10 protein-coding genes are annotated in these 13631 nt (G+C 37.3%); 4 read left to right on the forward strand and 6 right to left on the reverse strand.

Features of this window, described 5'->3' with window-relative positions:
• Positions 1–79 precede the first annotated feature (79 nt).
• The 6 genes from K7G79_RS11150 to K7G79_RS11175 all read right to left on the reverse strand — a co-directional run bounded on the left by K7G79_RS11150 (position 80) and on the right by K7G79_RS11175 (position 6924).
• The gene (locus tag K7G79_RS11150; protein WP_223551665.1) at positions 80–499 is read right to left on the reverse strand and encodes a hypothetical protein; all 420 of its coding nucleotides are present in this window, start codon (positions 497–499) and stop codon (positions 80–82) included.
• 19 nt (positions 500–518) lie between these two features.
• Complete coding sequence (locus tag K7G79_RS11155; protein WP_223551666.1) at positions 519–1085, reverse strand: hypothetical protein; 567 nt, start codon at positions 1083–1085, stop codon at positions 519–521.
• Positions 1086–1226: 141 nt separating this feature from the next.
• Positions 1227–1754 (reverse strand): DUF2911 domain-containing protein, encoded by a 528-nt coding sequence (locus K7G79_RS11160; RefSeq protein ID WP_223551667.1) that lies wholly within the window; start codon positions 1752–1754, stop codon positions 1227–1229.
• Between the two features lie 153 nt (positions 1755–1907).
• Positions 1908–5249 (reverse strand): bifunctional amidotransferase subunit GatB/aspartate--tRNA ligase AspS, encoded by a 3342-nt coding sequence (gatB/aspS, locus tag K7G79_RS11165; RefSeq protein ID WP_223551668.1) that lies wholly within the window; start codon positions 5247–5249, stop codon positions 1908–1910.
• A gap of 2 nt (positions 5250–5251) precedes the next feature.
• Complete coding sequence (locus tag K7G79_RS11170; protein WP_223551669.1) at positions 5252–6652, reverse strand: amidase family protein; 1401 nt, start codon at positions 6650–6652, stop codon at positions 5252–5254.
• A 2-nt stretch (positions 6653–6654) separates the two neighbouring features.
• A complete protein-coding gene (locus K7G79_RS11175; RefSeq protein WP_223551670.1) occupies positions 6655–6924 on the reverse strand; it encodes a hypothetical protein in 270 nt (89 codons plus the stop codon).
• Between the two features lie 675 nt (positions 6925–7599).
• Here K7G79_RS11175 and gyrB point away from each other — a divergent pair.
• From gyrB to K7G79_RS11195, 4 genes are all read left to right on the forward strand, one after another.
• Positions 7600–9540 carry a DNA topoisomerase (ATP-hydrolyzing) subunit B gene (gene gyrB / locus K7G79_RS11180; RefSeq protein ID WP_223551671.1) on the forward strand — a complete coding sequence of 647 codons (1941 nt, stop codon included), beginning with the start codon at positions 7600–7602 and terminating at the stop codon, positions 9538–9540.
• 173 nt (positions 9541–9713) lie between these two features.
• Positions 9714–11111 carry a DUF1080 domain-containing protein gene (locus K7G79_RS11185; protein ID WP_223551672.1) on the forward strand — a complete coding sequence of 466 codons (1398 nt, stop codon included), beginning with the start codon at positions 9714–9716 and terminating at the stop codon, positions 11109–11111.
• A 7-nt stretch (positions 11112–11118) separates the two neighbouring features.
• Positions 11119–12441, forward strand: coding sequence for a Gfo/Idh/MocA family protein (locus K7G79_RS11190; RefSeq protein WP_223551673.1), 1323 nt, complete (start codon positions 11119–11121; stop codon positions 12439–12441).
• 19 nt (positions 12442–12460) lie between these two features.
• Positions 12461–13630, forward strand: a complete 1170-nt coding sequence (locus tag K7G79_RS11195) for a Gfo/Idh/MocA family protein (protein WP_223551674.1) — start codon at positions 12461–12463, stop codon at positions 13628–13630.
• Position 13631: the final 1 nt, after the last annotated feature.

Consider the following 13631-nt stretch of genomic DNA (forward strand, 5'->3'; position numbering starts at 1 on the left):
AAAATATTTGGCACAATTCCATTATGAGAATGATTAATAAAAAACCTATATATTGGAATCAAATAAAACAGAACGTAACTTAATAACTCAATAAAAAAAAATCATTTTTATCATCAAAATAATAGATGTTGTCCAATTTCTTTTTTACACGTTCCCCGTTAGCAAGAACATTAATATTTAAGCAATTTTCAGTATTTATTTTTGAATAAAAATCTTTCCACCAATTTTTTCCACCTGATGTTATTTTGTTATTGTCAAAATGACAACTAGATATCGGCTGTCTGTAGTTAATAATTAATATTTTTTCATTATCCCAATTGTAGCTGTTTTTTATAAAAAATAATTGTACTGCAGTAAGTTTGCCAGCAAAATCATAATAAATTGTCTTTTCCTTCTTAATGTCAGTTTTATTATTTACTACTGTTTTTGTAGGGGAACAAGAGACAACTAACAGACCTATTACAATTTGAATTATTCTTTTACCAATACTATATGACATTGTTTGTGAATGCTTTAGTTTAGTTGTTTTTCTTTATTACGTTGTATGGTAAAAGTTCGACAATGACTTTTCCATTCTTATCTTTTTTAATAATCTTTTCAGGTTTATTTTCTCCATTTGTCAGAATTCTTGCCTCATAAAATAATTCCAAATCTCCATTTAAAAATCCATTCCCAAATTCAATCAAATCTTCTTTTGCTTTTTCCAAACTTGCTCGAAACTCACTCTTTTTTGGAAAATCGTATCCATTATATTTTCGGTTTGGTTCGGATAATCTTTGAATGTCAGAAATCGAGATTGAGTCCCATTCCGATTCAAAGAAGTCATCACAGTTTCCTTCTCCAAGAATTATATCAAAGGAGTATGGATAGTCAGTTGGAAAGTCAGATGCTGATAATTTCGCGTACTGTTTTTCTTTTGTCCAGATTATCGTTGTAAAGTAAGTCTCTACTTTTTTTCTATAAAATTTAAATCCGCTTTTTTCTAAAGGATTTCCAATTATTTCCAATGCTAACTTCGAAAACGAAATATGTTTTCTTGAAAGTATGTAATTATCCCCAGGTTTTAAAAAGTCAAATATTCCCATAATTTTGGTCAGCATGTCTCATCTTGAAATATGGTTACATGTTAAACTTGATTGGTAGTATTATGTAAATATAACCAATGTTTTCCATAAAAAAATCCCGACAAGAAATTGTCGGGATTTTTAAAGATTGCTCAGGTAAATTTAGATACTAAAAGGCACATTAACCCTAACGGTTCCCCAACCTAAATGCATGGTGCCATCACTAAAGGCAATTGAAAACGCCTCAAGCTCATCACCCGTAGTTACAGGAACATCAACCCTTATAACATCATTAGCTTCATTGTAGGAGTAAGCCCCCCAAACATTAATGTCTTTATTTAAAATGATAGTCCATTCGTTTTCTCCTGGAATGGTAAACAATGAATATTCGCCCGCACTTACAGACTTACCTCCAATTTTAACATCTTGATAAATGGTAAGGTTAGCCGCTTCGTTAGCTCCGGTACGCCAAACTTTTCCATTAGGAGCCAAGCTGCCTAACGAGCGTCCTTTAAGTTGTGGCCTGCTGTAAATAACTTTGGCAATTGCTGGTGCGCTTCTAGAGGTTTTGTATAGGGCTGCATCCATTGGGCTTTTGTCTAAACCAGCGAATTTTTGAGCATTTGCATGTGTGGATAACAACACGATAAAGGCAAAAGCAAGTGTTGAAAGAAGTGTCGATTTTTTCATAATTCCATTTTTAAATGTTTGAAAAGTTAAAGTTAATGGAAAAGCTGTTAACATTTTGGTAAAAATGACTTCAAAATGTTAAAGTTTGGAAAGCCTATCGTATTTTGCTTTTACAGCACCTTGGTAAGTAAAACCCCAAGCGGTCTTTCCTATTTATTTCCTAATTACTTTTACGTTCATTTCCTCAACCTTTTTATCCGATAGTGGTGAGGGTGAGCCAAATAACAAGTCCTCGCTGGTTCCTGTTTTAGGGAAGGCCATGACTTCACGTATGGATGCTTTTTTCTCTAAAATCATCATTAACCGGTCTACACCCCATGCAATACCACCGTGTGGTGGTGCACCGTAATGGAAGGCTTTATACATGGTCCCTACACTCTTTAGCATTTCGCCTTTGTCGTAGCCCATATTTCTATAAGTGGCTTCCAAGATTTCTGGTTTATGAGCCCGTATGGAGCCGCCACCAATTTCATAACCGTTCAATATTAAATCGTATTGTTGGGCAATAATACTTCCTATTTCTGCTTCCTTACCATTAATGTGCTTCTCAATATCCTTAGCGGAGGGCATGGAGAAGGGGTTGTGGGTAAAGGTCCAGTGACCGTCTTCGGTTTTTTCAAACATAGGGAAGTCGACCACCCAGGCTGGTCGTAATTCTTTAGGATTGATTAGCTTTAACATTCTCCCTAATTCTTGTCTCACGGCATCCAAGGCTTTATTGGCTGTTTCGTAATCGGCAGCCGAAAAGAACACAATGTCACCAACCTCTGCTTTGGTAGTTTTGATGATGTTTTCGGCAATAGCTTCACCCAAAAATTTGATTATCGGCGACTGCAAATCGTTTTCGTTTACAATAATATAGGCCAGTCCACCCAAGCCATGGTCTTGGGCAATGGCTGTTAGCTTTTCAATCTGACCTTTGGATAGGCGCTTTTTACCTTGTTCTTTCGCAGAAACTTTAATGCATTTTACAATACCGCCTTCATCAATGGGTTTACTGAACACTTGAAATGTTGTTTCCTTAACAATATCGGTAATGTCCTGAAGTTGTAAGCCAAAACGTAAATCTGGCCGGTCGCAACCGTATTTATCCATGGCGTCCTTATAGCTAATGACTTCAAATGGGTGTAAGATCCATTTATTTCCATAGATTTTGGTTACAATTTCATTAAACATATTGGTGTTTAAATCAATAATATCCTGCATACTAGCATAGGCCATTTCAATATCCAACTGTGTAAACTCTGGTTGCCGATCACCACGGGAATCTTCGTCCCTAAAACAACGAGCTATCTGGAAATATTTTTCATAACCACTAACCATTAAAATTTGTTTAAACTGTTGCGGTGCTTGTGGTAAGGTATAGAAAGATCCTGCTTTTTTGCGAGTAGGTACTATAAACTCCCTAGCGCCTTCATCGGTTCCTGCAGTAAGGATAGGAGTTTCTACTTCCAAGAATTCCTGTTTATCCAATATGTCACGCATCAGTTTAATGACCTTATGTCGGTTAACTATAGCGCGACGCACATCATCGTTTCTGTGGTCGAGATACTTATATTGAAAACGTACCGTTTCGTTCGATTTATGTGCACGTTTTATTTCAAAGGGCAGGGTTCTAGATAGGTTTAGGATATCCAGTTCAGAGGTCTCCAGTTCAATGGTTCCCGTTCTAAGCGTAGGATTATAGTCATCTGCATCGCGCTGTACCACAACACCGGTTACGGTAATTACAGATTCTGGCTTTAATTTTACCAATTCATCAAGGTTAGGGAACGATTCCCTGCTTAAACGCACTTGGAAAATTTCATGACTGGAATCACGCAAGTCGATAAAGATAAGCTCGCCGTGGTCACGTACACTCGATACCCAACCTGCTAAAGTCACTTTTTGGGAAATGGAATCTTCCGATAATTGTGATGCTTTATGGGTACGGTAGGGATCCTTTATCACAATGGGAATTTCAGGTAGCTTTTCTTCTTCTTGTACTTTTACGGTTTGTTGTTTGTTATTTGTAGTTTGCTGTCTAGTTGAGGTTAAAGTTTCTGATACAGTAACTTTTTCAACAGAACACGCTTTTAAAATACCCTCACGAATAACTTTCCCTGAGGCGCCTTTGCCAATAATGGCAATGACTTTGCCAACCAAAATACCTGCTTTCCCTTGGTTCCCCGTTTTAATGTCGTTGGCTATCGCTACATTTTCGGAAATAACTTGTTGAATGGCCTCCTGTATTTTTTCTTCGGAAATGGTATTGGCTTCAAAATAAGATTGATAATCAAACTTAGCATTGGCCAATAGCGAAGCAATGGCATTTTGGGCTAGTACGGCTGTTACTTTTTCATCTTTAAACAGTGAAAAGATAGTTGTAAAATCGGAAATATTTTCAATTTTTGAATAGTCCTCGGGCTTGATATTGTTAGTTAAGGTTTTTGCAACAAAAGATGGTTCCTTAATCACATTGTTAATAGCTACAAAAGTTTCAGACCGTAAGGAATCACCTGTAAAAAACTTAGCGTCTTGTGGTAATACACCTCCTTTTATTAAAATACGCTCTACGGCATGGGGTAGTGAACTGGTATCAACATCAATAGATTCTACTACGTCCTTAATATTTACAAATGGAAGGTCTGGTTCGGAGATAAACCGATAATCGGCTTCGTACTCCTTTTTGCGCATGGTCTTGGTTTGCTTTAAATCGGCATCAAAAAGAACGGTAGTTTGGTCTGGTCTAAACGTCTTGTGCTCTATATAATAATTCAGTTGTTTTTCAACTTCTTCCTTTAAGGCTTCGGTCATAAACTTAAAGGAGTTTAGGTTTTTAATCTCGGTACGTGGATTTAGTACATAACTGCGTTTTTTACGCAAGGAAACCGAAACATCGCTTTTAAATTCTCCTTTTTCTAGGTTGGCTTCCGAAATTTTTAAGTTCTGAACAATACGCTGTAAGTACTGTGCATATGTTGAAGCGTCTTCAATGTGATGAATACAGGGTTCGGTAACAATTTCAATTAAAGGAACCCCTGCCTTGTTAAAATCGACCAAAGACACATTTTTTTCATGCATTAATTTGGCGGCATCCTCTTCAATATGCACTTGGGTTAAATTAACCGTAAATTCTGAACCATCATTCCTAAAACAAGACACCTGTCCATCTGGAATTACAGGATTATGAAATTGTGTGATTTGAATATTTTTAGGGTTGTCTGGGTATTCGTAATGCTTTCTGTCCCATGAAATCACATCGTTTTCAAAAGTCGATTTCACTGCTTTACCAAAGTAAATGGCCTTTTTAATCGCTTCTTTGTTGACGGCTGGAAGCACGCCCATTTGTCCGGTACAGACCGAACAAATATTGGTATTGGGCTGCTCTGTTTCGGCATTGGGGCAGGAACAGAACAGTTTGGTTTTGGTATTTAATCGAACGTGGGTTTCCAGACCGATTACCAGCTCTATTTCGTGAGCCTTAAGTAATTCATTTAATTGTTCCAGTTCCATTATTATAGTATATTTTTTAAGAAGTTAGCAAACTTCAAAACAAGTTCGTCATTAGTTTTTGCACCGGTTATTTGCAATCCAGTTGTTGTGCCTTGGGGTAAGGTTAGCGTAGGTAATTGCCCCAAGCTAAACCCTACGGTATAGGCATCAGACAAGTACATGGCTAGCGGATCTTTTAGGCTATCCCCAATTTTAGGAGGTGTGTTTGGAGTTACTGGAGAAAGAATAATATCAACCTCTTTAAAATCATTTTCAAAATTTGCTGAAATTTGATCGCGAATTGCCAATGCCTTTAAATAAATCTCGTCGGCAAACCCTTGCGATAGTACTTGGTTGCCACCAACAATTCTACGTTTGGTTTCTTCTGAAAAATTTTCAGAACGCGTTACTGCATAAGTTTCTTTTAGATTCTCGGCTTCAATACGGTTACCGTAGTTGGTGCCATCCAACCGTGATAGGTTAGAGGCCGTTTCGGCCATAGCTAAAGTATAGTATGTTGAAACCAAGGTTTCCGATTCAAAAAAATCAAGTGCTTTGACTTGCATACCTTTAGCCTTTATTTTTTCGATAGCAGTTAGAAAATCAGCTTTCACTTGATCATCAATAGCATCGCTTTCAATAAAGTTTTTAAAATACCCTATGGTTTTAATGTTTTCAGTATTTGAAATATTAGATTCAAAAATGGGCTTTGAATCATAGGAGGTTTGATCTTTAATGTCCTTACCACTCATCACATTTAATACAATGCGGATGTCCTCAAGTGATTTAGCAATGGGGCCAACACAATCGGTAGATGAGGCATAGGCCATTAAGCCATATCTGGAAATACGTCCGTAGGTGGGTTTTAACCCATAAACCTTATTATAACCAGCTGGCTGACGTACAGATCCTCCGGTGTCGCCGCCAATAGAAAATACAGTGTAGTCTTTAGCTACATTTACGGCCGAGCCACCACTGGAACCTCCACCTACTAGATTGGGATCAATGGCATTTTTAACAGCTCCAAAAATAGTATTCTCACTAGAGGAGCCATGACCAAAACTATCACAGTTTTCCTTTACAACAGGAATAGCACCAGCATCCAGTAATTTTTGGATAGCTGTAGCGGTATAGGCCGATTTGTAATGCTTTAATAAATTGGAGCTTGCAGTAGTATAGGTGCCTTGTACCATGTAAACGTCCTTAATACCAAAGGGAATGCCTTCCAATAGGCCTATGGACTCACCGTTAGCAATTTTTGCATCCACTTTAGATGCTAGGTCTAGGGCTAATGTATCTAATAAGCTGTTTACTGTATGGTGCTTATTGGGTTTTAATAAATCGAGTTTTTCCTGTATCAATGCTGTACAGGATATGTCCTTACTCACCAATTGCTGGTGTATTTTATGTATTTGGGAATCCATATCTATTCTTCAATGACTTTAGAGACAACTAAATAACCGTTCTTTTGTTTTGGGAAGTTCTCTAAAATAATTTGTTTTTCCATTTCAGAACTTTCTATTACTACATCATCCCTTAAATCATTTAATGACACGCCATTATTACGGTTGTTTTTAAAAGTATTAGTGTTTGCTGGATTAGCATTCTTGATTACCTCAAATAACTTGTTTACAGCTTCACTGGGCTGTGCTCCTTTAATACTCGACAGAATGTCGACTGTCATTATTTTACTCATGTCTTAAATGGTTTTGTATAAAAAAAGCCTTCCAAACTTGGAAGGCTTTACATATTTTTAAACAATAACCTTCCTATCCTAATACTTAGGATTATTGAAATTATTATTGTTATTATTAAATATCATAAATTGCTTTTCAGCATCAAATATATACAGAATTCCTGTACCAAGCACTATTTTTTTATATATACTAAGCTGTATTATTAAATTGTTAAAAAAGGGAATAAATATTTATAGTGTTTTTAAATTTTGTGATGTATTGTGCTTTTTTTGATGAAAAGATAAAGGTTTTAGTTGTTTAATAATGTTTTACATTTAAAAAATAAAGATGAATGGGATGGAAAAAATAGGTTTTAAGCCATTTTATTTCCAATGGGGTATTTTGAAGTCTAAAAAAATAGCTAAAATCTATTTTAAGGTGCTTTTTAAGCGATTTAAAGAACTTTTAAGTAATTAACAATTGTTGATAATTATTGAATAAACTCGCTGAAATGCTTTTTAGCGGTTTTGATATTTCGTATATTTGTTAGTGTTGAGAATGATGCTTTTGCGTCATTTTTTTATATTGATGAAAGGCTGTTTTTCAAAACAAAGTTCAGGAAAAATACTTAATTAAATTAATTCGGGTGGAAGCGGATTTATAAAAAAGTAAAGAATAAAATTAAACAAAAGTATATGAGCGAAGAAGCTAAAAAACATAATTATTCGGCAGATAGTATTCAGGCATTGGAAGGGATGGAACATGTGCGTATGCGCCCTTCAATGTATATTGGTGATGTAGGTGTTAGAGGCCTGCACCATTTGGTGTATGAGGTGGTTGATAACTCAATAGATGAGGCATTGGCTGGACATTGTGATACCATAAAGGTTACTATAAATGAAGATAATTCCATTACTACCGAAGATAATGGTCGTGGTATTCCGGTAGATTTACATAAAAAAGAAGGTGTTTCTGCCTTAGAAGTAGTAATGACCAAAATAGGTGCTGGAGGTAAATTCGATAAAGATTCCTATAAGGTATCAGGAGGTCTGCATGGTGTTGGTGTTAGTTGTGTTAATGCCCTTTCAGAGCATTTAAAAGCTACTGTACACCGCGATGGTAAAATATGGGAGCAAGAATACGAACGAGGGAAAACCTTGTATCCTGTTAAACAAGTTGGAGAAACCGATCAAAGGGGAACTATTGTAACTTTTAGGCCAGATCCAGTTATATTTGCCCAAACCTTGGAGTATAATTATGATACTTTGGCAAGCCGTATGAGGGAGTTGGCTTATCTTAACAAGGGTATAACCATTATTTTAACAGATAAACGTAGTAAAACCGATGACGGTGAATTTGAAGGAGAAACGTTTTACTCTGAAGAAGGTTTAACAGAGTTTGTTAAATATTTGGATGCCACAAGAGAACCTTTAATGCGTGATGTTATTGCTTTTGAAGGAGAAAAAAATGGTGTGCCTGTTGAAGTAGCTATGGTTTATAATACATCCTATGCAGAAAACTTGCATTCCTATGTAAACAATATAAATACCCATGAGGGAGGAACGCACCTTACCGGGTTCCGTCGTGGGTTGACCCATACCTTAAAAAAGTATGCTGACGAATCGGGTATGTTGGATAAACTGAAATTCGAAATATCGGGTGATGATTTTCGTGAAGGGCTAACCGCCATTGTTTCGGTTAAAGTGGCTGAACCTCAGTTTGAAGGACAAACCAAAACAAAGTTAGGGAACAGGGAAGTTTCTGCTTCTGTGAGCCAGGCGGTTTCAGAAATGCTTACCGATTATTTAGAGGAACACCCAGATGATGCCAAAACCATTGTACAGAAAGTTATCCTGGCAGCTCAAGCTCGCCATGCAGCACAAAAGGCCCGTGAGATGGTGCAGCGTAAAACCGTGATGAGCATTGGGGGTCTGCCAGGTAAATTAAGTGACTGTTCAGAGCAAGACCCAGCTAAATGTGAAGTGTTCTTGGTAGAGGGAGACTCGGCAGGTGGTACGGCCAAACAAGGTCGCGATAGGGCGTTCCAAGCCATCCTTCCACTTCGTGGTAAGATTTTGAATGTTGAAAAAGCCATGACCCATAAAGTGTTCGAAAATGAGGAAATCAAAAATATTTTTACGGCACTAGGTGTAACTATAGGAACCGAAGAGGATAGCAAAGCCTTAAACCTTTCCAAATTACGTTACCACAAAATAGTCATTATGTGTGATGCCGATATTGATGGTAGCCACATTGCTACCTTGATTCTTACATTCTTCTTCCGCTATATGAAGGAATTGATAGAAGAAGGTCACGTATATATTGCAACGCCACCTTTATATTTAGTTAAAAAAGGGAATAAAAAGCAATACGCTTGGACCGATAAAGAACGTGATGCAGTCGTAGAAGAGTTTGGGGGTAGTGCCAATATACAACGTTATAAAGGTCTTGGGGAAATGAACGCAGAACAGTTATGGGATACGACCATGAATCCAGAATACAGAACCCTAAGATTGGTGCAAATCGATAACGGTAGCGAAGCCGATAGAATTTTCTCTATGTTAATGGGCGACGATGTGCCGCCACGTCGTGACTTCATTGAGAAAAATGCAGTATATGCAAATATAGATGCTTAACTAGGGACTATACTTAAGTGATATGTAAACCTGATATTGTTAATTCAATATCAGGTTTTTTATGAGTAAAATTGAAGGCTGAAAACGGTTATACTTAACACTGATAATCTACAGGAAAAAATGTATATTAGCCTATTGTCTTGTTTGTTAATATATTAAAAACTTCTTGTAATATGTGCAATAGTAAATCGTTAATCGTTTTCTTAATTTGGCTCTTAGCCTGTCATCCTTTTTATTCCCAAAGCCCACTAGAAGAAGGGGGTTGGAGACAGCTTTTCAACGGAAAAAATCTAGAAGGTTGGAAACAGCTAAATGGAGAGGCAGATTATAAAGTTGTAAATGGCGAAATTGTTGGAACTTCAAAATTAAACACACCCAATAGTTTTTTGTGTACTAAGGAAAATTACTCAGATTTCATCTTAGAATTTGAAGTTATTGTAGACCCAATAGTGAATTCGGGGGTGCAATTTCGTTCAAACAGTTTTGAGGATTATAATAATGGAAGGGTACATGGTTATCAATTTGAATTAGACCCGAGCGAACGGGCTTTTAGCGGAGGGATTTACGATGAGGCTAGAAGAGGTTGGTTATATCCTTTGTCCATTAATGAAAAAGGAAGGAAGGCCTTTAAAAATGGGATTTGGAATATCTGCCGAATAGAGGCTATAGGGAACTCTTTAAAAACATGGGTTAATGGTGTGCAATGTGCCAATTTGGTAGACGCTATGACTGGTTCGGGATTTATTGCGTTACAAGTCCATAATATTAACAGTAAGGACAAAGAGGGCAAGCAAATCAGATGGCGCAATATTAGAATTAAAACCTCCAATTTAGAAGAAAGTAAATGGGAGGGAGACCCAGATGTAAAGGAAATGAGTTTTTTAATTAATGGGTTAACCGATAATGAAAAACGCAATGGCTGGCGGTTGCTTTGGGATGGTAAAACCAACAATGGTTGGCGAGGGGCTAAATTAGATCAATTTCCAAAATCAGGTTGGGAAATTAAAGATGGGGTTTTGTCGGTCTTGGAAACTGATGGCGGGGAATCGACAGGTCCTGGAGATATTATAACTGCAGATGTATTTAGTAATTTCGAATTGGAACTGGAATTTAAAATTACCGAGGGCGCCAATAGTGGTATAAAATATTTTGTTGACCCCAATTTAAATAAAGGTTCAGGTTCTGCCATTGGGTGCGAATTCCAAATACTGGACGATAAAAGGCATCCCGATGCCTCAATGGGTGTTAATGGCAATAGAACATTAGGATCCCTTTACGATTTAATTGCGGCCGAAGGGCTTTCTACTCTAGGTAGGGGAAAGCAGTTTAAAGGCATAGATAGTTGGAACAAGGCCAGAATAATAGTTAGGGATGGGCATGTAGAACATTGGCTAAATAATGAAAAAGTAGTCGAATATAATCGCTTTTCCCAAATGTTCAGGGCACTTGTAGCCTATAGCAAATATAAAGATTGGGAGAATTTTGGTCAGTGGCCGGCAGGTCATATCTTATTGCAGGATCATGGAAACACTGTTCATTTCAGAAGTATTAAAATAAGGGAATTTAATTAATTGAGCTATGGAATACGGTAGAAGACAGTTTATAAAGGAAACCACAGCGGGTACTATGGGGGCATTGGTGCTGCCCCAATTAACTTTTGGAAAAGGCTTGTTTAGTGCAAACGAAACCATAAACGTAGCAGTAATAGGGGTAAGGAGTAGAGCAAAAGCCCTAACCCAATCCATACACAATTACCCAAATGCTAAAATTATTTACACTTGCGATGTAGATGATGTTATTATTGAAGAAAATAATGCTTTTTTAGAAAAAACTATTGGTTATGTGCCTAAAGTAATCAAAGACTTTAGAAAGCTTTTAGAAAAGAAAGACTTAGATGCCGTTTTTATTGCTACCCCAGAGCATTGGCACGCACCTATGGCTATTGCTGCAATGCAAGCAGGCAAACATGTTTATGTTGAAAAACCATGCAGCCATAATCCGCACGAAAATGAATTGTTGGTTACTGCACAAAAGAAATATAATAAAGTAGTACAAATGGGGAATCAACAACGCTCTGCATCATCCAGTATGCTGGCGGTTAAAGAAATAAAGGAAGGCATTATTGGCAATGTGTTTAAAGGAGAGGCCTATTATTCCAATAATAGAGGCTCCATTGGCAAAGGCAATATACTCAAGGCTCCACAGACCTTAGACTGGGACTTATGGCAGGGGCCAGCGCCAAGAGAAGACTTTAGGGATAATGTGCATCCATACAACTGGCACTGGTTTAGAACTTGGGGAACGGGCGAAATACATAATAATGGTACTCACGAAATAGATGTGTGCCGATGGGCTATGGGGTTGGATATCCCTGATGCGGTAACCTCCTTTGGAGGTAAATACACCTATAGTGACGACTGGGAATTTACAGATAATCAAGAAGTGACCTTCCAATACGCCGAAGGAAAGACCATTACTTGGACTGGACATAGCCGGGGATTGATTCAACCTTCACAACCAGGTAGGGGAGCAACCATCTATGGAAGTAAAGGTGTTATTACCTTAAGTAGAAATGAATATAAGCTATTTGGGTTAGATGGAAACCTAATTAAAACTGTTGAGGAACAAGTTAAATCGGAAACCACAAATACTGTTGGAGGGGGCGGTTTGGACAATAATCATGTCACTAACTTTTTTGATGCCATTCGTTTGGGGACTAAGCAAAACTCACCAATAACCGATGCCAGTATTAGTACATTAATGTGCCATTTGGGCAATATTGCGCAAGATGTAGGGGAGACCATAAAAATTGATACTACAACCGGTAGAATTCAAAATAATGAAAAAGCTATGGCCTATTGGCGAAGAGATTATCAACCAGGTTGGGAACCAAAGCTATAATTGATTAAAATTTAAACGTGTGAAAAGAAGGGATTTTATTGCGCACTCTGGATTGGCTTCGGCGGGACTAATAACAGCATCAGCTTTTGGGCTAATGTCAAAATTTGATAAGAACACCACCATTAATATTGGTGTTATAGGTACGGGAGACAGAGGCGGAGGTCTCATCCCGTTAATAAATCAAATTGAAGGCTTGAATGTTAAAGCTGTTTGTGATGTTTTGCCGTTTCGTCTAGAAAATGCTTTGGCTAAAACCGATAAAAAGGCATTGGCCTATTCAGATTATAAAGAGCTATTAAGGAACAAAGAAATTGATGCCGTTTTAATTGCCACTCCATTTAGCACACATTATGAAATAGCTCTAGCGGCTATAGAATCTGGAAAACATATATATTGTGAAAAAACCTTGGTTAAAGGCCTTTCAGAAATAGACAATTTGGTACAAAAGGTGTCCAATTCCAATATAATATTTCAAACAGGGCATCAGTATCATAGCTCAAGACTTTATAGTCATGTTGTTGAATTAATTCATAAAGGTGCCATTGGACAACTTTCTGCTTTTGAATGCCAATGGAACAGAAATGGCAATTGGCGTAGACCGGTTCCTGATCCATCTTTAGAGCGGGCCATAAATTGGCGTATGTATAGGGAATTTTCTGGAGGATTGGTTGCAGAACTGTGTTCGCATCAAATAGATTTTATAAATTGGGTTTTAGGTGAAAACCCTAAAAAGATTATGGGTACTGGAAGTATAGATTTTTGGAAGGATGGCCGCGAAACCTTCGATAATGTCCATCTATTATTTGAATATACTAATGGTATAAAAGCCAAGTTTACTTGTTTGACCAACAATGCTTTGGGCGATTATCAAATAAAGGTTCATGGCAATAAAGGAACTATTTTATTAGATTACAGTAAAGCTTGGATATATTATGAAAAAGGCTATGAAAAGGAGATCGGGGAATTAGACGGTGTCTCTGGAGCGACCACCAATGCCTACTTGCAGGGAAAAGGAGTACCCATAGAAGTTTTGCATACAGACCCAAGTAAACAGGCATTGATAGATTTTAGGGATGCTATTTTATCTAATAAACAACCACTTTCTAATGTTTATACAGGAGCCAATACGGCAAAATCAGTGCAGCTGGCCTTAAATGCTATGTATAATGAAAGTATAGTGTATTGGTAAT

The organism is Aestuariivivens sp. NBU2969 (assembly GCF_019931125.1).
Lineage (GTDB): Bacteria > Bacteroidota > Bacteroidia > Flavobacteriales > Flavobacteriaceae > Aestuariivivens > Aestuariivivens marinum.

Excerpts from the sequence above, each read along its gene's own strand:
- K7G79_RS11150 (WP_223551665.1), bottom strand. The coding sequence starts at position 499 with ATGTCATATAGTATTGGTAAAAGAATAATTCAAATTGTAATAGGTCTG.
- K7G79_RS11155 (WP_223551666.1), bottom strand. The coding sequence starts at position 1,085 with ATGGGAATATTTGACTTTTTAAAACCTGGGGATAATTACATACTTTCA.
- K7G79_RS11160 (WP_223551667.1), bottom strand. The coding sequence starts at position 1,754 with ATGAAAAAATCGACACTTCTTTCAACACTTGCTTTTGCCTTTATCGTG.
- gatB/aspS (WP_223551668.1), bottom strand. The coding sequence starts at position 5,249 with ATGGAACTGGAACAATTAAATGAATTACTTAAGGCTCACGAAATAGAG.
- K7G79_RS11170 (WP_223551669.1), bottom strand. The coding sequence starts at position 6,652 with ATGGATTCCCAAATACATAAAATACACCAGCAATTGGTGAGTAAGGAC.
- K7G79_RS11175 (WP_223551670.1), bottom strand. The coding sequence starts at position 6,924 with ATGAGTAAAATAATGACAGTCGACATTCTGTCGAGTATTAAAGGAGCA.
- gyrB (WP_223551671.1), top strand. The coding sequence starts at position 7,600 with ATGAGCGAAGAAGCTAAAAAACATAATTATTCGGCAGATAGTATTCAG.
- K7G79_RS11185 (WP_223551672.1), top strand. The coding sequence starts at position 9,714 with ATGTGCAATAGTAAATCGTTAATCGTTTTCTTAATTTGGCTCTTAGCC.
- K7G79_RS11190 (WP_223551673.1), top strand. The coding sequence starts at position 11,119 with ATGGAATACGGTAGAAGACAGTTTATAAAGGAAACCACAGCGGGTACT.